Below are 19,943 nucleotides of genomic sequence, written 5' to 3'. Positions count from 1 at the left end.
ACAGCCCAGCACCATCAGGCTGCAAAAGGAATCCTCACAGTCAGTCCAACGCGTCGGCGTGGATCCAACGCCACCGGCGGCAGGGGGCGCTCTGGTCTGACCGGGGGCTGTGCGTGCGTGGCGCTATGGTTTCGTTCCCTCCGGGCTCTCTACGGTGGGGGCATGACCTCCATAGTTTCTGCCCCGGCCGACCTGGTGGTCGCCACCAGCGATGACATCAAGGTGCGTTTCGCCGGCGCCGACCTTACCGCCGTGCTGCCCGCACACGTGCAGGCACTCCCGGGCGCGGTGGGTGTGCGGGTCATGGTCTCGGGAGCCCGCGGGCCGGAGACCATGGACCGTGACAACAAGTTCGAGTCCGCCCGCCTCGCCTGGTACCAGCAGCGCAAGAGCGGAGAGCCTGCCCGGGAGGAGTCGGCACCGACGATGCCGGGGGTGCTGGTCCTGGAGCGGGTGGGCGCGCTGCTGCGTGATGACGTCGGCACCGAGTACCGGCCGGTGGCCGGTCAGATCGGCGGGGATGGCACCGAGTGGGAGGGGTCCTGGACGTATCTGCCGCATCCGCCGGAAGCAGCCCGGACGTTGTGGCTGGAGTTCACCCTGGACGGGGAGCCCACGGGCAAGGAGTGCGAGATCCGCATCCAGTAAGACCGCCCGGATGGGATTGCCCTTCTGGCATCTTCAGCATGCGGACGTGGCCCCAGCCGTCTACCTGTCCTTGTCTCTCGGGAGCTGAGAACGTCTCTCCACCAGGTAGAAGCCAACCGAAAAGAGAATGAGGACAATGCCCAGCACTATGCCGATCCAGTTCTGCACATAGATAGCTAGGGCAATGACACCGAGTGCGCCCATGAGCATGTAGATCGCGTATCCAACAGTTGCTGGCTTCATAGGGCGAGACTCCATTTCTCAGTGGCCAGGGGCCGGCCGAGTGCATGCGGCCTGCATGTCTGCTGCGCTGCCTCCCAGGCGCCCCCACTTGCCTCTTGCCTACCAGGCTTGGGGTCCGAGCAGTATCCACACATTAGCCATTGCAACGCGGGAAAGAGGTGCCATGGCCGGTGCCGCAAGTCCCAAAAGACTTGGTTCTCCTCAGTGGGGACGTCGCGGTTGGGGTTAGTAGATGAACATCGCGGAGATTCCTGCAATCAGGAGAATGATGGAGCTGATGAGGAGGAGGAACGAGTACTTCTGGCAGAGGTCGACCGCTCCCTCGATCGTGGTGTTGCGATCGAAGGCCAGCACGGATTTCATGCCCCACTTGGCCATGGGCAGCCTCTTCCTGTAGACGACGAACATGGCGAACTCCATCACGGACACCGTGAAGAAGGCCCACCAGACACCCTCGTTACCGCCCTTCCAATCAAGGCCAAGGAGGACGACGACCAGTGCGAAGACGCTGATGGCCACGAACCCACTGAGCGTCATGATGATGTGCTTCTTCGCGTTCACAGGTTTTCCTTCAGTGATAGGCCAATGTGACACGGTGACCCCGGGTCCCGGTGTGGCGCGGACAGCGGGGAGCAGTGCCAGCGGTCACGATCACCGAGTGGTCTTCTTCTCTGTGAGCTGCTGCTCCTCATCCCTGCAGGCCGGTGCTCAGTAGACGAAGAGAGCACCGACGGCCGCTGCGAGAAAGAGCAGGCACTAATGAACAGGAGGAACGAGTACTTCCGGAAGGCTTCCAGGGCTTGATCGAGGGTAAGTCCTCGTTCAACAGCAAGCAGCTGCCTGGCCCCCACCTTCGCCAGCGACCCCTTGCGCTGATACACGAAAAGGGACCCCAGGGACATCCCGGACATCCCGAGCAGAACCCAAGAAACGTCTGCACTGCCTCCCTGCCAGTTCACGCCGATGAGCATAAAAGTCAGCCCGGCAAGAGCGATGATCACGACGGTGCCGAAGGTGAAGACCGTGAATTTCTTGGCGCTCATCCGGCCCACCCCACATCGTGCTGGTCGGTCCTGTCGCTGTTTCCGGGCATGGTGGTCGGCCTTCTCAGGAGGTCAGGCCGATGAGCAACACGGTTAGCGGCAGGATCGCGGCCACGGCGTAGATCCACCACCAGCGGCCGGCGGCCGCTGCGTACATGGACGGGCTCTCCTCAGGGCGGGCGGGGCCGTTGAAAGCGGTGTAGATCGCCTCGCCCAAACGCCCAGCGAAGAACCGCGCCATCACTGCACCCGCGATGAGGATGGCGCTGATCCCCAGAGGGAAGCCCACCGTCACCCACACGGGCTGGGAATCGTCCAGGGCGGTGAACAGCATGAGCGTCATCGCGGCGACAACCGCGGCGGTGGCCGTGAAGATCGAGGCCACCACCAATTGCGCAGCCACCGGTCCGGCAGCTTCGGCCGTGGGAGCTATACGCCGTGCGACCATGCCGCGGGTGTAAACCAAGGACAGGGCAACGACCATGACGGCCACCGCCCCTAGTATCGCGATGGATACCATGACCGTTCCCCGTTCCCGCGGCCGACCCCCCACCGCCTGTTCACTACAGCAAATGTACTGATATGGACGTTACCGCACCCCCGAGAACGTCCTCTGACGTCAGAAAGGACCACAACACAGAACGCTTGGAAGCGAAGTGTTTGGTGCAGTTGGGGTTCCTATCCGGTCCTGGGAACCAAGCGATAATAGGGACACGGTCGAGTGCCCTGCAGGACTTCGCGTGTGCACATACTGTGGGGTGGGGGCCTGCGGCTTCCATCGAGTAGAAGCCACGGGCCGGAATCCGCATCTTCGCGGGCGCTCATCCTGAGCCCTGGTTGGTGTGGATAGAAACGGGGAATCGTGCGTCCGGTGTTGTCCAAGGCCCCGCTGTGGGTTTTTCTGGGGTCCGTGCTGATCGCGACCTTCGGATGCGTGGTAATGGCTTTTCCCCACGAGCGGTTGACCTCCAGTGCCCCGCTGACAGGGGCGGTGCTGGTGCTGGTGCTGTTCCTGATCAACGGAATGATCTACCGGCGCGACACCACGATGACACGCGCTTTCGCTCGCCAATTGGCTCTCCTGTCCGGGAATCGCCCGGCCGGGGACCTGGAGGTTGAGCGCATGCAACAAGCTGTGATGCGGTTCTCCTGGGTGCTGTTCCTTGGACTGATTCCAGCGATAGGTCTGCTTATTCACCAGTTGGCGAATTGATCGTGCTGGTTCGCTGGGACAACGAGGAGTGGTGGTCGTGATGCGGGTGAAGCCTCCGGTGCTCGCCACTGCGGTGTTTGTATTTCCGGTGGTGGTGTCCGTGCTCGGATGCGTGATGGTGTGGCGCAGCGAGGGCTACGGAGACTCTCCGATACCGTTCGTGGTGGCGTTTTTCATCATGGTGGTGATCCTGATCAACGGGATCATCCACGCCGTGGACAATCCCACCGTCCCGAGTCTGGCCCTCGCGCTGTCCCCTTTCGCCTCCACGGAGGACGAGCGTGACGCCGAAGCGGCGATGCAGGAAGCCCTGGACCGAAAAGCGTGGATCAACAATTTGGGTTTCATTGCCCCGGTCATCCTTGTTATCCAGCAGCTACTGATCAGGATGTAAGCGGCCTGCGCCGATGGGTGGCGTGTGACTCCCCGGTCCACCCCGTTGCAGTTGGGGTTGTCTCTGCGTGCACTCGATTCAGGTGCGTGTCAGGAGCTCGCGGGGGAGGCTATATCTGAGCGAGGCGGGAGCGGATTGCTTCGATCTCCCGGTCCGCCGCATCGGCACCGACGTTGCGCCCTACCCACTGGAAGAAGCGTTCGGCTTCGTCGACCAGGCTGCTGAGGAAGGGCAGGGGCTCGATCATCACCCGTGTCTCATCCACGGTGAAGAAGACCCGGCGCTTGACCGTCTCCAGCGCAATGGGCACCGGCTCGTCCGGGAAATAGGCCAGGGCGCGGCCCTCCTGCTGGAACTCCTCGATCAGCTGCAGCAAAGAGAACCACAGACTGACCACGTCCCACACCCCGGCAGCCGGCATCAGGTCCCGCTCCTGGTAGCGCAGCCGTACAGCTCCTTCGATCCATCCGCCATCTGCCAAGCGCCGACGGCGGTGCCACACGCGGGCGGCTTCGGCCTCGTGGGCGAAGATGTCCAGGAGATGAGTCTCCGGATTCAGGGCGATCTCCTCCGGGTCGATCAATCCCTCGGTGACGCGGATCAGCGTAGCGCTGGTGACTCGAGCGGTGCGCTGATAGGCCGCCCAAGCTGAATCCCCTGGCGTGGACAGCGGCGGCTGCACCTGTGGCTTCTCAGCGGCTCCGGAGGAGGGGCGGCTCTTCTTACTCATGTCCGGACACTACTGGGGGCCCGCAGGTCTGGCCGAGACCGCACCGCAACACCGGTAGACGTGTCCGGACCCTCCGCCCAAGAAGACAAACCCTGCACTATGCCCCAATTGCAATAGGGGTTCCCCTTACGGGCATGCGATCTGGGCTGACGCCTGTGACCGAGTGTTCAGTGCGCGCTGTATAGTTCAGTCCATGCTGACTATTGCTTCGCGTCTCGACGTGATGAACCGCCTGGGTCGTGCACTGGCCGACCCCACTCGATCCCGGATCATCTTGACCCTGCTCGACCATCCCGCTTACCCGGCGGAACTGGCCCGAGATCTGGACCTGACACGCCCGAACGTGTCCAACCACCTGGCATGCCTGCGCGATTGCGGGATCGTCGTCTCCGAGCCCGAGGGTCGTCGGACACGATATGAGATCGCCGATTCGCACCTGGCGCAGGCGCTGACGGCACTGGTCGATGCCACCCTGGCAGTGGACGAAGACGCCCCGTGCATCGATCCCGCCTGCTCGCTTCCCGGATGCGACGCAGCTGGGGAGGGCGCATGATCCTCACCTCGGTCTTGCAGGCGATGGGCCTGTTCGCAGCGACCAACATCGACGACATCATCGTGCTCTCCCTCTTCTTCGCGCGAGGGGCAGGCCAGCGCGGCACTACCGCCCGCATTCTGGCCGGCCAGTACCTCGGATTCGCCGGCATCCTCGGTGCCGCGGTCCTGGTGACCATCGGTGCCGGAGCATTCCTGCCCTCGGCAGCCATCCCGTACTTCGGTCTCATCCCTCTGGGCCTCGGCCTCTGGGCCGCATGGCAGGCCTGGCGCGGAGACGATGACGACGATGACGACGAGGCCAAGGTTGCCGGCAAGAAGGTCGGCGTGTGGACAGTCGCAGGCGTCACCCTTGCCAACGGCGGCGACAACATCGGCGTCTACACCCCTGTCTTCCTCAGCGTGGAACCTCTCGCAGTAGTCGCCTACTGCATCGTCTTCCTCGCGCTCGTCGCGGTCCTGGTGGCCCTGGCAAAGTTCGTCGCCACCCGCCCCCCGATCGCCGAAGTGCTCGAACGCTGGGAGCACATCCTCTTCCCCATCGTTCTCATCGGCCTCGGCATCGTGATCCTCGTCAGCGGCGGAGCCTTCGGACTCTGACGTAGCGGCAGCGATCCAAACGGCCCCGACCGGGCGCACCCCTCTCGGTTCAGACCGCGACACCTACCTGCAGCCAGTCCTGCGTGATCGCGGCAACAAGACCGCCACGGAGCGCTGCAAAAACCCCGCCACCAAGCGAACGAAGCCACAGACTGGGGTTCATGCAAGATCCGCCTGACCCGATCGCCGGGGCGTGGCCCCGGCACACCGGCCGATGTCTGCTGCGCCCCGTGCGGGCCGTCGACCTAGAGGCGATGCTCGTCTACCGGGGTGACCCGCAGGTCACCGAGTATCTGGGCCATGCCTCGCTGTCGCGCGAGGAGGTCCAGGAGCGCATCCAGGCCCGCTTGTCCGGGCAGGATCCGGTGCCGGGGTGGTTCGTGCGCGGGGTGGCGGTCCTCCTGGACGGCCGGATGGTGGGGGATGCGACGCTGCGTCTTCAGCCGGAGCCGGAGGGACGGTCCTGGCAGATGTGGATCGGCTACGCGCTGCGATCGGAGGTGTGGGGGCGCGGTCTGGCGACCGAGGTGGTTGCTGAGCTCGTCGGCATCGGTGAGGACCTGGGTCTGTCGGTCTGGGCGGAGACATTCGCGGAGAACATCGCCTCCCAACGCGTCCTCGAGAAAGCAGGGCTGGAACTCGTGGAAGAGGTTGTGGTCGATAGCCGGCTGTGCCGGATCTTCGGTTCGAAAGGGTTGAAGTCTCCGGCGCCTGGCGGAGCAACCTCGTCCCGGTAAGCGGTGATCTATGGTCGCCAGTTGCCGGGGCGATCGCCGTGCTTGCGCGCGTAGTCCCTGATGCCGGCCGTCACGCCTTTGCGCACCACCCAGTAGAAGATCAGCAGCGAGATCACGAACATAATCACCGGGAAGAGGAAGGCCAGCAGGGGCAGGCTCCAGTTATCGAACGTGGGGTTGACCCCGGATGCGGCCAGGGAGCTGGGCAGTGCGGTGAGGGTGGTGAGCATCGTGGCGAACCTCCTGGGTCGGGGCTTTCCACGCTACTGAGACTCTGCGGAACTTCATGGACCGTGCCGGTGGCCTGTGTGTCGCACCCCGTGGGCTGAGACGACGGAACCAACGGGAGGCAGGGCCATGGGGGCGCTGGCGAGTCTCGAGTAGACGCATCAGGCGCGGGCTGGAGAACGCCCGTTCAGGGTTCCTCATGAGGCCGTAGGGGCTCCTGCGCTGAGACAGCGTTTATGTGGGAGCGGCCCGGAGCTGGCGCGGTCCGCGTCAGCCGCTCCATCTGGCCACAGTTGTTGTAGCGTCACGCTATGACCCCCCGATCGACGGACATGAGTGGTTTCGTCACGGCGCTTGTGCCCATGCTCTCGCGGAGCCTGGCCGAGGAGTTCAATGTCTTCCGGGTGATGCACCACGGCACCCACGAGAAGCAACTATCCAACGTCTTCGCCTGGTTGCTGGCCGCCGATGCGACTCACGGACTCGGCGATGCGTTCCAGCGCATCTTCCTCGAGAGAATCAACGCTAAGCGGCTCATCGACAAGCAGCTGCCTTCCACCGGCTACCGCGTGGCCCAGGAAGTCGACACCAGAGGGGACGAGGAAGCCGCTGGCGGCCAGGTCGGCATGGACATTGCCGACATCGTCCTCTCGCGACAAGATGCCGCCGTCGTCATCGAGAACTACTGGACCTCCGATGGACACAGTCACGACTACCGCCGCTACCTCGCCCACGCTGTCGGGCCCGGCAGAGCGGCCGCAGTCGTGCTGCTGTGCCACCGGCGCGAGACCCACCGCCAGCAAAAGGGATGGCAAAAGGCTGTTGTCGTCACCTACGCCGAGGTTCTGGGGGATCTTCAAGCACACGTGGCTCGCGATCCGGCGTGGTGTCGGCGGCATCCTGATCAGCTCTTCTTCATCCAGCAGATGATTGACCACTTCGTGGAAGGCCCGGCGGCAGTGAACCTCGACGACCAGCTCTCCTTCATCCAGGCCATGTGCGAGACCGGGGAGTCCGCACGTTACGGGTACCAGGCGCAGGATCTTGCGGCCCAGGAGTTCGCCGAGCTCGTCGCCGAGCACGCGCGGCGGCAGATGGAGGACAGCCGCGAGACCCTTGCCAGGGTGAAGGCTGGGCTGCAGGGTTTTGCGCGGACCACGCTGACGAATCAGGTGAACAAGAAGGTCGAGACAGGGCAGGTGCAGAAAGTCGAGGCGAATCTCAAGGGAATATGGCAGTGGTGCATCGCTCTGCACCGCGCTGATGCGCAGCCGACGATCCTCCTCGTGTTCGGGCCCACTGCCGTCGTGAAGAACGAGAGCGCGCCAGAGCCGGTGTCGGACCCTGACTACTCGCGAGTGTTCGTGACGCTTAAAGCTACGGGCCAGCAGAGCCTAAAGCGGATCATGCAGACAGACGTCAGCCTCGGTGAGGTCATCCACGGGATGTCTCACGACGATGATCGTCTGCGAGACGCCGTGCTGGCGGTGGCATCCGGAGGCTGACGGGAACTGGGGTGTTTCCGCCCGGGGTGCAGCCCGCTGCTGATCTGCTCGTGTGAGCAGTCAAGGCCAGATTGGTGTGCGTGTGTCCAACCACTCGCCCAACCCGGAGAGGTAGGCATGTGCCGGAACGGGGACTGCCCGATAAACGGTGTGTGAGCGTCTGGTTTACGTAAGGCCCGATAGCGGCCATCAGGCTACCTTTCATGGCACCCAGCGACGCAGCAGTCCCGTCCCTTCTTGTATCGATGCAGGATTGTCTGGTCGTGACGATGAAGAATTCGATGAATAGGAGTGGCACGGGTTGGACCTTCGGTCCATGACGGTTCACCGTATGCCCCGCGGCCTCGGGCGCTCTTTACGCTCGAGAAACAATGGCGACATGGTGCGGCATCATGGCGCCGCTAGGTTCGCAGGCGACGCCCGCCGACCGAAGGAAACACCGTGACCGATCAGCTGCACCCGCCTTCTACCGACTCGGGTGCGCAGCCCGGTGTCGGAATTTCTGTTCTCGACGCCCACGCTCCTGCCGGCGCGCACGCCCCGGGAGCCCCCGAGCGCGACGTGAGTCAGGCCACCAAGGAGTCCCTGGAGGACTACACGCTGCGCTTCGCCCCGCGCTCCTACCGCAAGTGGGGCCCGGGCGTGGTGGCGACCAGTGCCTTGGGTGGTATCGCCTACCTGGCCGACTTCTCCATCGGCGCCAGTATCGGTATGGCCCACGGCACGGCCAACGCCCTGCTGGGCATCGCCGTGGCTGCGGTCATCATCTTTGCCACCGGTCTGCCGCTGGCCTACTACGCGGCCCGCTACAACATCGACCTGGACCTCATCACCCGCGGCTCGGGCTTCGGCTACTACGGGTCCGTGGTCACCAACATCATCTTCGCCACGTTCACGTTCATCTTCTTCGCCCTCGAGGGCTCGATCATGGCCCAGGGCCTCGAGCTGGTGCTGGGCATCCCGCAGGCCATCGGGTACGCGATCTCCACGCTGGTGGTCATCCCCTTGGTGATCTACGGGATGAACACGCTGGCCAAGCTGCAGGTGTGGACCACGCCGCTGTGGCTGTTGCTCATGGTGTTCCCGCTGGTCTTCCTCGTGGTCACCAACCCGGAATCGGTGGAGACCTTCTTCGCCTACCAGGGCGAGAGCGGCGACGGCGGGGTCAGCATCGCTGCGGTCATGCTCGCGGCCGGCGTGTGCCTGTCCCTGATGGCGCAGATCGCCGAGCAGATCGACTACCTGCGCTTCATGCCGCCCAAGACCGCCGCCAACCGCCGCGCGTGGTGGACCGCCGTGGTCATGGGTGGGCCTGGCTGGGTGGTATTCGGGGCGCTCAAGCAGGCCACGGGCCTGTTCATCACGGTGTGGCTGCTGGCCAAGCTTGACCCGGCCGCCTCTGCTACGGCCACCGAGCCGGTGCATCAGTTCCTCGGTGTCTACGAGGAGATGATGCCGACCTGGCTGGCGCTCACCCTGGCCCTGATCCTTGTGGTGGTCTCGCAGCTGAAGATCAATGTCACCAACGCATATTCCGGCTCCCTGGCCTGGACCAACAGCTTCACTCGCATCACCAAGCACTACCCGGGCCGACTGGTCTTCGTTTTCGTCAACCTCGCCATCGCCCTCGTGCTGATGGAGGCGAACATGTTCGACTTCCTCAACACCATCCTGGGCTTCTACGCCAACTGCGCGATGGCCTGGGTGGTCACGGTCGCCACCGACATCGCCGTCAACAAGTACCTGCTCAAGCTCTCGCCCAAGGCCCCCGAGTTCCGCCGGGGCATGCTCTACGCCGTCAACCCGGTCGGCTTCGTCTCGATGCTGCTCTCCGCCGGTGTGTCCATTGCCGTGTTCTTCGGGGCGTTCGGGCCCGCCGTGCAGCCGTACTCGCCGATGTTCGCGATCGGGCTGGCACTGGTCTGCCCGCCCCTGCTCGCCGTGGCCACCCGCGGGAAGTACTACCTGCGGCGCACCGACGACGGCATCGACCTGCCGATGTTCGACGCCGACGGCAACCCCTCTGACGCGAAGCTCATGTGTCACGTCAGCGGCCTGGAGTTCGAGCGCCCGGACATGATGCTCTCCGCCGAGCCAGGACCGCACGGCGAGAAGCAGTACATCTCCTCACTCGCCCTGGCGACCGACAAAACCGGGCGGTACGTGCTGCCTGCTCAGACGTTCTAATCCTGATCGTGCACAGCCTGCGGTGGTGCGGCCCTCCGGTCCGCACCACCGCATTGGCCTGTGACCCAACGCACGGAGCGATACATCGACAAAACGCTGACGACACAGACCCGTAATACGGCCTTGTCATGCTTCCGGCAGTGCGGGTCGCGTCACCAGCCCGCAAGACGGTCCTTCCGGAAGGCGGCTGATTCCCCGTGCACGTTCCTGAACATTTCCTCGATCCCGCGGTGTCCCTGACGACGGCGGCGGTCGCCGCCACTAGCGTCGCCGTCGCCGCGTGGCGGGCCGGCGGCGAGAGGTCCCGGCGCGATCTCACCTTCGGTGCAGCGGTGACTGGATTCGTCTTCGCGGCCCAGATGGTCAACTACGCGGTGCTGCCGGGCACCAGCGGTCACCTCATGGGCGCCGCGTTGGCCGCGGCCCTGTTGGGACCGTGGCGGGGAATCCTTTCGGTCACGATTGTGCTCATCGTCCAGTGCCTGGTCTTCGCCGACGGCGGGCTCACCGCGCTGGGCACGAACGTGGCGCTCATGGCTCTCCTGGGGGTCGGCTGCACGGCCGCAATCATGCGCCTGGTCGACCGTGTGACCGGACGACCGTCTCCGTTGCTCGGTGCGGGACTGGGCGCACTGATCTCGGTGCCGGCGGCTGCGCTGGTATTTTGCGGGCTCTATCTCCTCGGCGGCACTACGTCGGTGCCGGCCGGTGCTCTCCTGGGAGCCATGATCGGCGTCCACGCCTTGATCGGGGTCGGGGAAGCAGTCATTTCCGTGTCGGTCCTGTTCCTTGTCATGGCGCTGGCTCCGGGCCTGGCCGCTGCCGACCAGCGCACTCTGATCAGGTCGGCGCAACAGCGCGGTGTCCTGGGCCTGGTCGGCGCGGGACTGATCTGCGCCGCTGTCCTGTCCGGTGTGGCCTCCTCCGCCCCCGACGGCCTGGAAGCCGTGGCGATGGCCTACTCCTTCGTTGACACCTCCGGAACCCATCCCTTCGCCGGTAGCGTCCTGGCCGGATACGGGGAGTCCACGGGGTGGCAGACCGCTCCGGTCGGGGTTCTGGGATGGGCGCTGACGGGTGCCTCGGCGTGGCTGCTGCTGCTGGTGACACTCCGCTCGTCTCGCTCTCGTGCGGCAACTTGCCCCGCGTGATCCCACCGCTCCCACCACCTGAAGGACAACCGTGCACCTGACACCCCGTGAGCAGGAGAAGCTGTTGATCGTCGTCGCCGGGGACTTGGCTCGCCGCCGCCGGGAGCGGGGGCTGAAGCTCAACCACCCGGAGGCCGTTGCCCTGGTCACCGCGGAGCTGCTCGAAGGCGCCCGTGACGGCCGGACCGTCGCTGAGCTCATGTCGTGGGGTTCCACGTTGCTGACCCGTGAAGACGTCATGGAGGGCGTGCCCGAGATGGTCCACTCCGTTCAGGTCGAGGCAACCTTCCCGGACGGCACCAAGCTCGTCACCGTGCATGACCCCATCCGCTGACCCGACCGCACCGAGACGAGGAGCTGCTGTGATCCCTGGAGAGTACGTCCTTGGACCTGATCCGGTGGTGATCAACGCGGGCCGGCCCACCGTGCAGGTCGACGTGGTCAACCGCGGCGACCGCCCTGTGCAGGTGGGCTCCCACTTCCACTTCGCCGAGGCCAACCCGGGACTGGAGTTCGACCGGGACACCGCCCATGGTTTCCGCCTCGACATCCCGGCGGGCACCGCGGTGCGGTTCGAGCCCGGCGACCGCAAGCGGGTGCGCCTCGTGGGCCTGGCCGGGCGCCGCGAGGTGCACGGCCTGGCGAACCGGGTGAACGGCCCGCTGGACCCGCCCGCCGGGGCATCCACCACCCCGGCGCCCCATGAGGAGCAGACATGAGCCACGAGATGTCCCGCGCCCAGTACACGAGCCTCTACGGGCCCACCACCGGAGACCTGGTGCGTCTGGCGGACACCGAGTTGTTCCTCGAGGTGGAGCGCGACCTCACGGTCCCCGGGGACGAGGTGGTGTTCGGCGGCGGCAAGGTGATCCGGGACGGCATGGGCCACAACGGTCGGCTGACCCGGGACGACGGCGTGGTGGACACCGTGATCACCAATGCCGTGGTCCTGGACGCCTCAGGGATCTACAAGGCGGATGTAGGCCTGCGGGACGGGCACATCAGTGCGATCGGCAAGGCCGGCAACCCGGACATCATGGACGGCGTCGACATCCTGATCGGGGCCTCCACCGAGGTGATCGCCGGCGAGGGCCGCATCCTCACCGCAGGCGGCGTCGACTCCCACATCCACTTCATCGGCGCCGACCAGATCGGCACAGCCCTGTCCTCGGGGATCACCACGATGTTCGGCGGTGGCACGGGCCCGGCCGAGGGCTCCAACGCCACCACGATCACTCCCGGAGCGTGGCACCTGGACCGGATGTTCCGGGCCCTCGACGGCTACCCCATGAACTTCGGCCTGCTCGGCAAGGGGCACGCCTCCGCCCGGGAACCGCTGGCGGAGCAGATCCGGGCAGGGGCCGCAGGCCTGAAGATCCACGAGGACTGGGGCGCCACGACCTCGGCGATTGACACCGCGCTGTCCGTCGCCGACGAGTTCGACGTGCAGGTGGCCATTCACACCGACACCCTCAACGAGTGCGGGTTCCTCGAGGACACGATGGCCGCCATCGCCGGCCGGGTGATCCACACGTTCCACACCGAGGGCGCCGGCGGCGGGCACGCCCCGGACATCATCCGCATCGCCTCCCTTCCCCACGTCTTGCCGTCCTCCACGAACCCCACGCTGCCCTACACGCGCAACACGGCCGAGGAGCACCTGGACATGCTCATGGTCTGCCACCACCTCAACCCGGACATCCCAGAGGACGTAGCCTTCGCCGACTCCCGGATCCGGCCCGAGACGATCGCCGCCGAGGACGTCCTGCACGATCTCGGTGTCTTCTCCATGACCTCCTCGGACTCCCAGGCGATGGGCCGCGTGGGTGAGGTGGTGCTGCGCACCTGGCAGCTGGCCGACCAGATGAAGCGGCGCACCGGCCCCCTGCCGGAGGAGACGGGCCGCGGGGACAACGCCCGGTTGAGGCGCTACGTGGCCAAGTACACGATCAACCCCGCGATCGCCCACGGGATCGCCGACGTCGTGGGCTCGGTCGAGACCGGCAAGTTCGCCGATCTCGTGCTGTGGGACCCAGTGTTCTTCGGGGTCAAGCCCCACGTGGTGCTCAAGGGCGGGCAGATCGTGCACTCCCTCATGGGCGACCCCAACGCCTCGATCCCCACCCCCCAGCCCCAGCTGATGCGCGACGCCTTCGGGGCCAAGGGCACCGCCCCGCACGCCAATTCCATCACCTTCATGTCCGGCGCCGCCGTCGAGGCGGGCGTCGGTGAGCGGCTGGGGCTGCGCAAGCGCGTCCTGCCGGTGGGTGGGATCCGCGGGCTGTCCAAGCAGGACATGCGGCACAACCACGCGACACCGGAGATCGAGGTGGACCCGCAGACCTACGAGGTCCGGGTGGACAGGGTCCTCGCCACCTGCGAGCCCGCCGAGGAGCTGGCCATGGCGCAACGCTACTTCCTGTTCTGATCCTGCCCCGACCCCTGAGAACACTTCGAAAGGAATCACCCCGTGATCGTCGACACTGTGCTCGGCAACCTGGCCGAGCTGACCGAGCAGGAACGCTCCGGTCTGCACCTGGAGCGGATCGCCCTGTCCGGGACCGCGTTGCGCAAGCGCGTCCAACGGGTCGTGACCGACCACGGCACCGAGGTGGGGATCCGCCTCGCACAGCGGCAGGAGCTCAAAGACGGGGACATCCTGCACCGGGAGGGCACCAACGCCGTGGTGATCTCCTCCCTGCCCACCGACGTCCTGGTCGTCGCCCCGGCCACGATCGAGCAGATGGGTTTCGTGGCGCACTCCCTGGGCAACCGGCACCTGCCCGCCCAGTTCCTGGGTCCCGACACCGAGATCCCGGAGCTGCCGGAGCACGATGGTCTTCTGCTGGTCCAGTACGACCACACGGCCGAAGCTTTTCTGGAGAGGGCCGGAGTTCGCTTCGCGCGCGTCGAACGGCAGATGGAGGCCCCGTTCCGCCATGCAGAGCACACCCACTGAGCGAGTCTCGGGCAGCACCGCGGGAACCGCCGGGATGCTCGCCGTCCTGCAACTGTGCGACTCCGCGCTGCCCACTGGCATGTTCGCCCATTCCCTGGGCCTCGAGACCTACATCGACGACGGCACGGTCCACGACGAACCGAGTTTCCTGGCCTGGATACGCCACTGCCTGCACCACCAGGTGGTGCCCGCTGAGGGCTGGGCCGTCCGAGCGGTCGCCACGGCATCCGATGATGAGGCCGTGTGGCGCGCCGACGACCTGCTGGCCGCCCAGGCCCTGCCCGTCCAGGTGCGCGACGCCGCGGCTGCGATGGGACAGCGGATGACCGAGATCGGGGCGGAGAACTTCCCCTTCCCGCGGCTGCTGAGCTACGCGAACCGGCTGCGCGAGGGAACGAGCCGGGGCAACCCGGCCGTGGCTTTCGCCCTCGTGGGCACCGAGCTGGGCGTGGCCTGGGAGCAGCTGGCCGGTGCATACCTGTTCTCGACCGTGACCTCCCTGACCCAGAACGCCGTGCGAGGCATCCCCATCGGCCAGAACGCGGGCCAGCGTGTCCTGCGTGCCCTGCACGACGACGTCGCCCGCGGCGTCGAGCGGATCGGGTACATGTCCGACGACGAGTTCGGGGCGACCAGCCCCGGTCTGGAAATCGCTCAAATGCGTCACGCCTGGCAGCGGGCCCGCATGTTCATGTCCTGACCCACCCGACCGACAACACCGATCCAGGAGTTCTCCATGACCACAGTCCCCACCACCACCCCCTCCACACCGACCGGCCGCGGCCCCGTGCGCATCGGGGTGGGCGGGCCCGTGGGCGCCGGCAAGACCCAGCTCGTGGAGCGGGTCACTCGGGCGCTGATCCGCGAGGTCTCGATGGCCGCGATCACCAACGACATCTACACGATCGAGGACGCCAGGATCCTGGCCCGCAACGGCGTTCTCCCGCTGGACCGGATCGTGGGCATCGAGACCGGCGGCTGCCCGCACACCGCGATCCGCGAGGACACCTCGATGAACGAGGCCGCGATCGAGCGGCTGTGCCGGGAACACTCGGACCTGCAGATCGTGTTCGTCGAGTCCGGTGGAGACAACCTCTCCGCCACGTTCAGCCCTGAGCTGGTCGACTTCTCGATCTACGTCATCGACGTGGCCCAGGGCGAGAAGATCCCCCGGAAGGCCGGGCAGGGCATGATCAAATCCGATCTGTTCGTGATCAACAAGACCGACCTCGCCCCGCACGTCGGCGCTGACCTCGACGTCATGGCCGCGGACTCCGCGGTGTTCCGCAAGGACCGGCCGTTCTGCTTCACCAATCTGCGCACAGACGAGGGACTTGAGCGAATTCTTGAGTGGATCCGGCACGACGTCCTGATGCTGGACATGGCCCAGTGACCGTCACCGCAGCCGGTGGGTCAGCCGCGCCACCAACCGTGATCCCGACCGGCCGGCTCGAGCTGATCCTCGCACCTCGCGGAGAGCGGACCGTGGCCGTCCACCAGTTTCACACCGGCGCCTTGCGTGTGCTGCGCCCGCACCATCTGGACGGGTCAGGGCAGCCGTGCTTCGTTGTCGTCAATCCCGGCGGCGGGTACCTCGGCGGGGACCATTACGAGCTGGACGTCGCGGTGGAGGCCGCCGGCACCACCTTGGTCACCACCCAGTCCGCGACCAAGGTCTACCGCGCCCCGGCCGCCCCCGCCCGGCAGGACGTGCGGTTCACGCTCGGCCCGGACGCGGTGCTCGAGTACCTTCCGGACCAGCTCATCGCCTACGCGAACGCCGATTATGTTCAGCACACCATGGTCGAGATGGATCCCACGGCCTGCTTCATGGCGGGCGAGGTGGTCACCCCCGGCTGGGCATCCGACGGGACTCCTTTCCGGTACCGCAGCGTTGTGCTGCGCACCGAAGTGGTGATGCGCGGGCGCACGGTGGTTGTCGACAACCTCCGCCTGCAACCCGAGGAGGATGCCGTGGCTGGAATCGGTTTCCTGGAAGGTCATAGCCACCTCGGTTCCCTGCTGGTCGTGGACCCTCGCGCGGATCGGGGGCTCATCGACAGGGTTCACACTCGGCTCGCCACAGCCGAGAGCCGGATGCCGGGACTGCGTTGCGGCGTCTCCCCGCTACCCGTACCAGGCCTCATCGTACGAGCGCTCGGTCCTGGCTCGGACGAGCTGACCGAGCTGCTCCTCGATATCTCCGCGCTACTGCGGTCGGAGTGGATGGGACAGCCGCGGGTGGACCTGCGCAAGTACTGATCGGATCCCGTTCCAACTGGCGAAGGAAAGAATGGGGTCCCATGGCCGGGGCACCAGCACTGAGTACTGCAACGGCTGATTGCGGTTGACCTGTTCACTGCGTCGCTCCGGGAAATGCCTACCGCAGGTTTCACCATTTCGTCGTTGCGGAAGGAGCTTCTGGGACTGCTTTGGTCTTAGGCCGGCCGATTGCCGCTTGAAACATGGACAGTGAGCACATGAGCGGAATCGATCTTCTGTTCTTTACATATGGCCCGGCTACCGGACGTTTCCCAGGGCCGCGACCCTGCGCTAAGGGTTCCTGCCAGGGCACCAGGTCTTCACCTTGGCATGAGCATTATATTTCTCATACGCTGAGGTGTGTGTGGCACACCTTCTTTCGTACCGGCGGAAACAGGCTCCGCGTCAGTCGCCCCGAACTGATCCTGATCGGCATCACCATGATCTGGGGGGCGACCTTCCTGATCATCCATGTGGCAATGGCCCACACCGGCCCGTTGTTCTTCGTTGGGGTCCGCTTCGTGGTGGCCGGGTTGATCGGGGCGGTGGTGTTCTGGCGCGTGCTGCGGGGCATCACCTGGCAGGAGATCGGCGCCGGTGCGGTGATCGGGACGTCGATCTTCTTCGGTTACGGCCTGCAGACGGTGGGGCTGCAGACGATCACGGCCAGCCAGTCGGCGTTCATCACTGCCTTGTACGTGCCGATGGTGCCTCTGCTGCAGTGGGTGTTGCTGCGCAAGGCCCCGGCGGTGATGACCCTGGTCGGGGTGGCGTTCGCCTTCGCGGGGTTGGTGTTGCTGGCTGGTCCGGACGCCGGGTTGGGTGGGCTGAGCCCCGGGGAGACGCTCACGTTGTTCAGTGCGGTGGCCTGCGCGGTGGAGATCGTGCTCATCAGTCGTTTCGCCGGCACGGTGGATGCCCGCCGGGTCACCGTGGTGCAGGTGCTGATGGCCGGGTTGCTGTCCTTCGCGATGATGCCCGTGACCGGCGAACGGGTTCCGGGGTTCTCCTGGGTGTGGCTGGTGGCCGGGGTCGGGCTCGGGGCGGCGAGCATCCTGATTCAGTGGGCGATGAACTGGGCGCAGCGCTCTGTGTCGGCCACCCGGGCCACCGTCATCTACGCCGGGGAACCGGTGTGGGGCGGGATTATCGGGCGTATCGCCGGGGATCGCCTGCCGGGCCTGGCGATCCTGGGGGCCGTGCTGATCGTCGTCGGTGTCCTGGTCAGCGAGCTGCGCCCCAAGGATCTGACGCTCCGACCGCGTCCCGCCCCTGAGTCCGATCAGGGCGCGGATCGGGAAGGCCTTGAGGTCAGGTGACGGACGTCGACGCTCGAGCAGCCCAAAGGTCCACTCGCTCGGTGCAGGCCGACTCAGTAGGAGGCGACGGGACCAGGGCCGCCGGCAACGGCCCGGCCTGGCCGAGCCGCCAGCGGAAGCGCCCCAGAGCGCAGCGTGCCGATGAAAGCGCGCAGTACCATCAGGGCGCACCAGGTGAGAACGCCGCATTGCCGGTGCCCACCATGTTGCTCACCGGAGGAGGAACGGATGGCCACCCGTGAGAAAGGTGAAGCCACCGCGGAGTTCGTCGCCACGGTCGGCCGACAGATCCGCCAGCAGCGCCAGCACCGGGGGTGGAGCGTCCAGGAGCTCTCCGACCGCGCCAGGGTGAGCCGGCGGATGCTGACCCAGATCGAGCTGGGCCAGGCGAATCCCAGCCTGGTGACCGTCGACCACATCGCCCACGCCCTGGGCACCGACTTCGTTTCCCTCGCCATGCCCCCCACCACCCCCGCGGAAGAAGCCAGCGGGGGGCGACTCGGGGCAGCGGTGCGCGTGTGGAGCTCGGACCGTGGCAGCGAGGCCGTGCTGCTCCTCGCCACCGAGAGCGTTCCCCGCACCGAACTATGGTCCTGGCGACTGGCCCCGGGGGACACCTACCACGCCCAGCCGGACACGGCCGGGACCGAAGAACTGCACCAGGTCCACGCCGGGGAACTCATCATCATCACCAGCGGGTCCGCCCTGGTCCTGCGCGCCGGAGAGGCCGGCCGCATCCGCAGCGACCAGCGCTACACCTACCGCAACGACAGCGACACCTGGACCGAATTCACCCGCGTCGTCACCGGAGCCTAGGCGCACCCCACCACGGACCCGGTGCCACAGGCTGCCCCCGCCGGGCGCCATTGGCTGGTGGGTTCCGAGAGAGCCGAAATATCCTGGGCCGGTCATTCAGGTCGACCCCACCGGGCAGGAGCTACGGCTACAGCCCCTCCGATGCTTTCCGCGGACGGTTCAATCGTTGGGGCAGCCTTAGGCCTTCCCGTCGGGGCGGTACAGCAAATGGGCGCCCGGTGCTTTACATATGGCCCAGTTCTCGGACACCGACCATGTCCTTGTCCTTCCGAGCAGGGCGACAATGGCTTCCCGGTGCAGCAAAGCCCCCGGTGATGCACCGGGGGCTTTGCTTCTCTCTTGCATGTGTTACTGCACGTCGACGAATACCTTGTCTCCGAGCATGCCTGGGCTGACGGCGAGAACGCCTTGGTCAGCCGTAGCGGTCGGCACTTCAAAGGCTGTATTGCCTGTTGCAGTGCCATCCGTGTAGAGCGTGCTGATGGTATCGATAGCTTCCGGTGCGACGACGGAGTTGTCGAAGCTGTTGACCGTCGTGCTGTCTGCTGTCACGTACTCGACTGTGACGAAAGCCGGCATCTGCCCGTCTGGTTCATCGCCCAAGTAGGTCGTGGAGTAATTCACGAGGATGTACTCCGAGCCCTCGGCAGGCGGCTCGTTGAATTGGTTGGCAGAGACAACTGCGTCCGTAGCGGCGAGGGTGACGGAGTTGACGACGACGCGCCAATCGTCGGACTCGATGACCGAGCCGATCGGGTAGGGGTTGCTCTTGTGACTCGACTGGGCCCGAGGAAATGTGCGGCGTCGGTCAGGTGAGTGGTGGCAACGCTGTCCTCAGATGAGGAGCGATGTGGGTCAGGCGTGCCAGGTAGCCGCAGACCTCCAGCTCGTGCAGGGCCGTCGGGATCCGGATCTTGGGGGTGCTGGCCCGGGCGGCGAGGTTGGCCAGGGCCAAGGTGTCTGCCGGATGGGTGCGAGTCACGGCGCGCAGCACGCGGCGGGCGTCCGGGCTGAGGCGGGCATCGGCGCCGGCCTCAGTAGCCAGAGCGTCCAAGGCCGGGCGCAGAGCAACAAAGAAGAAGGCCGAATGGGCCCGGGGAGCCAGCAGAGTCGCGTCCTGGCCGGTGTTCGCCCCGGCCCCCGGTGTGCCGTCCATGTATTACTCCTACGAAATCGTGGTGTGCCGACGGGAAACCCACACCGTCGCCGATGCGTCCACGTGGCCACGGGCATCCCCAAGGGCCGCTGACGTTGACTGTGCTCCGAGCGGCCAGTGGGTGCCCTTGCTGGGCGCCAGACCGGGGTGGGGTGAGCGGAAATTTTCAAGGTGTTTGAGGCCAGCGGGTGTCAGGCGGC

At 66.0% G+C, this 19,943-nt stretch carries 25 protein-coding genes; 18 read left to right on the top strand and 7 right to left on the bottom strand.

The window, feature by feature from the left end:
- Positions 1-162: 162 nt before the first annotated feature.
- Positions 163-648 (top strand): hypothetical protein, encoded by a 486-nt coding sequence (locus AVL61_RS12140; protein ID WP_058874597.1) that lies wholly within the window; start codon positions 163-165, stop codon positions 646-648.
- Positions 649-1,116: 468 nt separating this feature from the next.
- On the opposite strand, the gene AVL61_RS12130 is transcribed toward AVL61_RS12140, so the two are convergent.
- The 3 genes from AVL61_RS12130 to AVL61_RS12120 all read right to left on the bottom strand — a co-directional run bounded on the left by AVL61_RS12130 (position 1,117) and on the right by AVL61_RS12120 (position 2,454).
- Complete coding sequence (locus AVL61_RS12130; RefSeq protein WP_058874595.1) at positions 1,117-1,452, bottom strand: hypothetical protein; 336 nt, start codon at positions 1,450-1,452, stop codon at positions 1,117-1,119.
- Entirely contained in the window at positions 1,449-1,934 is a 486-nt protein-coding gene (locus AVL61_RS12125) for a hypothetical protein (RefSeq protein ID WP_058874594.1), read from the bottom strand. The genes AVL61_RS12130 and AVL61_RS12125 overlap by 4 nt, the downstream gene beginning before the upstream one ends.
- Before the next feature lie 64 nt (positions 1,935-1,998).
- The gene (locus tag AVL61_RS12120) at positions 1,999-2,454 is read right to left on the bottom strand and encodes a hypothetical protein (protein WP_058874593.1); all 456 of its coding nucleotides are present in this window, start codon (positions 2,452-2,454) and stop codon (positions 1,999-2,001) included.
- Positions 2,455-2,844: 390 nt separating this feature from the next.
- Between AVL61_RS12120 and AVL61_RS12115 the strand changes: the two genes are divergently transcribed.
- Both AVL61_RS12115 and AVL61_RS12110 read left to right on the top strand, forming a co-directional pair.
- Positions 2,845-3,147, top strand: coding sequence for a hypothetical protein (locus AVL61_RS12115; protein ID WP_157571413.1), 303 nt, complete (start codon positions 2,845-2,847; stop codon positions 3,145-3,147).
- A gap of 37 nt (positions 3,148-3,184) precedes the next feature.
- Positions 3,185-3,541, top strand: coding sequence for a hypothetical protein (locus AVL61_RS12110; protein ID WP_157571412.1), 357 nt, complete (start codon positions 3,185-3,187; stop codon positions 3,539-3,541).
- Between the two features lie 109 nt (positions 3,542-3,650).
- Here AVL61_RS12110 and AVL61_RS12105 read toward each other — a convergent pair whose 3' ends face one another.
- Positions 3,651-4,271: a hypothetical protein gene (locus tag AVL61_RS12105; protein ID WP_157571411.1), complete on the bottom strand. Its 621-nt coding sequence runs from the start codon at positions 4,269-4,271 to the stop codon at positions 3,651-3,653.
- Positions 4,272-4,464: 193 nt separating this feature from the next.
- Between AVL61_RS12105 and cmtR the strand changes: the two genes are divergently transcribed.
- The 3 genes from cmtR (at position 4,465) to AVL61_RS12095 (ending at position 6,160) form a co-directional block, all read left to right on the top strand.
- Positions 4,465-4,824 carry a Cd(II)/Pb(II)-sensing metalloregulatory transcriptional regulator CmtR gene (gene cmtR, locus AVL61_RS17545; RefSeq protein ID WP_006590980.1) on the top strand — a complete coding sequence of 120 codons (360 nt, stop codon included), beginning with the start codon at positions 4,465-4,467 and terminating at the stop codon, positions 4,822-4,824.
- The gene (locus AVL61_RS12100) at positions 4,821-5,423 is read left to right on the top strand and encodes a cadmium resistance transporter (protein ID WP_016997609.1); all 603 of its coding nucleotides are present in this window, start codon (positions 4,821-4,823) and stop codon (positions 5,421-5,423) included. The genes cmtR and AVL61_RS12100 overlap by 4 nt, the downstream gene beginning before the upstream one ends.
- A gap of 161 nt (positions 5,424-5,584) precedes the next feature.
- Positions 5,585-6,160: a GNAT family N-acetyltransferase gene (locus AVL61_RS12095; RefSeq protein WP_058874589.1), complete on the top strand. Its 576-nt coding sequence runs from the start codon at positions 5,585-5,587 to the stop codon at positions 6,158-6,160.
- Between the two features lie 8 nt (positions 6,161-6,168).
- Here AVL61_RS12095 and AVL61_RS12090 read toward each other — a convergent pair whose 3' ends face one another.
- A complete protein-coding gene (locus AVL61_RS12090) occupies positions 6,169-6,390 on the bottom strand; it encodes a hypothetical protein (protein ID WP_058874588.1) in 222 nt (73 codons plus the stop codon).
- Between the two features lie 330 nt (positions 6,391-6,720).
- Here AVL61_RS12090 and AVL61_RS12085 point away from each other — a divergent pair, with 330 nt between their 5' ends.
- From AVL61_RS12085 to AVL61_RS12030, 12 genes are all read left to right on the top strand, one after another.
- The gene (locus AVL61_RS12085; RefSeq protein WP_231738404.1) at positions 6,721-7,893 is read left to right on the top strand and encodes a PD-(D/E)XK nuclease family protein; all 1,173 of its coding nucleotides are present in this window, start codon (positions 6,721-6,723) and stop codon (positions 7,891-7,893) included.
- Positions 7,894-8,346: 453 nt separating this feature from the next.
- Complete coding sequence (locus AVL61_RS12080) at positions 8,347-10,080, top strand: purine-cytosine permease family protein (RefSeq protein WP_082697129.1); 1,734 nt, start codon at positions 8,347-8,349, stop codon at positions 10,078-10,080.
- Between the two features lie 197 nt (positions 10,081-10,277).
- Complete coding sequence (locus AVL61_RS12075; protein ID WP_058874586.1) at positions 10,278-11,231, top strand: energy-coupling factor ABC transporter permease; 954 nt, start codon at positions 10,278-10,280, stop codon at positions 11,229-11,231.
- Between the two features lie 31 nt (positions 11,232-11,262).
- Complete coding sequence (locus AVL61_RS12070; protein WP_058874585.1) at positions 11,263-11,565, top strand: urease subunit gamma; 303 nt, start codon at positions 11,263-11,265, stop codon at positions 11,563-11,565.
- 28 nt (positions 11,566-11,593) lie between these two features.
- Complete coding sequence (locus AVL61_RS12065) at positions 11,594-11,950, top strand: urease subunit beta (RefSeq protein ID WP_058874584.1); 357 nt, start codon at positions 11,594-11,596, stop codon at positions 11,948-11,950.
- On the top strand, positions 11,947-13,659 hold the full coding sequence (gene ureC / locus AVL61_RS12060; protein ID WP_058874583.1) for an urease subunit alpha: 1,713 nt from the start codon (positions 11,947-11,949) through the stop codon (positions 13,657-13,659). Before AVL61_RS12065 ends, ureC begins: the two co-directional genes overlap by 4 nt.
- A 42-nt stretch (positions 13,660-13,701) precedes the next feature.
- The gene (locus tag AVL61_RS12055) at positions 13,702-14,190 is read left to right on the top strand and encodes an urease accessory protein UreE (protein ID WP_058874582.1); all 489 of its coding nucleotides are present in this window, start codon (positions 13,702-13,704) and stop codon (positions 14,188-14,190) included.
- A complete protein-coding gene (locus tag AVL61_RS12050) occupies positions 14,171-14,890 on the top strand; it encodes an urease accessory protein UreF (protein ID WP_082697127.1) in 720 nt (239 codons plus the stop codon). The genes AVL61_RS12055 and AVL61_RS12050 overlap by 20 nt, the downstream gene beginning before the upstream one ends.
- A 36-nt stretch (positions 14,891-14,926) precedes the next feature.
- Positions 14,927-15,583, top strand: coding sequence for an urease accessory protein UreG (gene ureG, locus AVL61_RS12045; protein ID WP_058874580.1), 657 nt, complete (start codon positions 14,927-14,929; stop codon positions 15,581-15,583).
- Positions 15,580-16,452 carry an urease accessory protein UreD gene (locus tag AVL61_RS12040; RefSeq protein WP_082697126.1) on the top strand — a complete coding sequence of 291 codons (873 nt, stop codon included), beginning with the start codon at positions 15,580-15,582 and terminating at the stop codon, positions 16,450-16,452. Before ureG ends, AVL61_RS12040 begins: the two co-directional genes overlap by 4 nt.
- A 362-nt stretch (positions 16,453-16,814) precedes the next feature.
- A complete protein-coding gene (locus AVL61_RS12035; RefSeq protein WP_058874578.1) occupies positions 16,815-17,771 on the top strand; it encodes a DMT family transporter in 957 nt (318 codons plus the stop codon).
- A 228-nt stretch (positions 17,772-17,999) separates the two neighbouring features.
- A complete protein-coding gene (locus tag AVL61_RS12030; RefSeq protein WP_058874577.1) occupies positions 18,000-18,587 on the top strand; it encodes a helix-turn-helix domain-containing protein in 588 nt (195 codons plus the stop codon).
- Between the two features lie 348 nt (positions 18,588-18,935).
- Here the strand turns inward: AVL61_RS12030 and AVL61_RS12025 are convergent, their stop codons facing one another.
- Together AVL61_RS12025 and AVL61_RS12020 are read right to left on the bottom strand one after the other, a co-directional pair.
- Complete coding sequence (locus AVL61_RS12025; protein WP_231738403.1) at positions 18,936-19,211, bottom strand: hypothetical protein; 276 nt, start codon at positions 19,209-19,211, stop codon at positions 18,936-18,938.
- Between the two features lie 184 nt (positions 19,212-19,395).
- Positions 19,396-19,743 (bottom strand): hypothetical protein, encoded by a 348-nt coding sequence (locus AVL61_RS12020; protein WP_058874576.1) that lies wholly within the window; start codon positions 19,741-19,743, stop codon positions 19,396-19,398.
- Positions 19,744-19,943 lie beyond the last annotated feature (200 nt).

It is taken from the genome of Kocuria rosea subsp. polaris, assembly GCF_001483755.1.
GTDB classification, from domain to species: domain Bacteria; phylum Actinomycetota; class Actinomycetes; order Actinomycetales; family Micrococcaceae; genus Kocuria; species Kocuria cellulosilytica.
The sequence above is the reverse complement of the archived record's forward strand: the minus strand, read 5'-3'. Positions and strand labels throughout refer to the sequence as shown.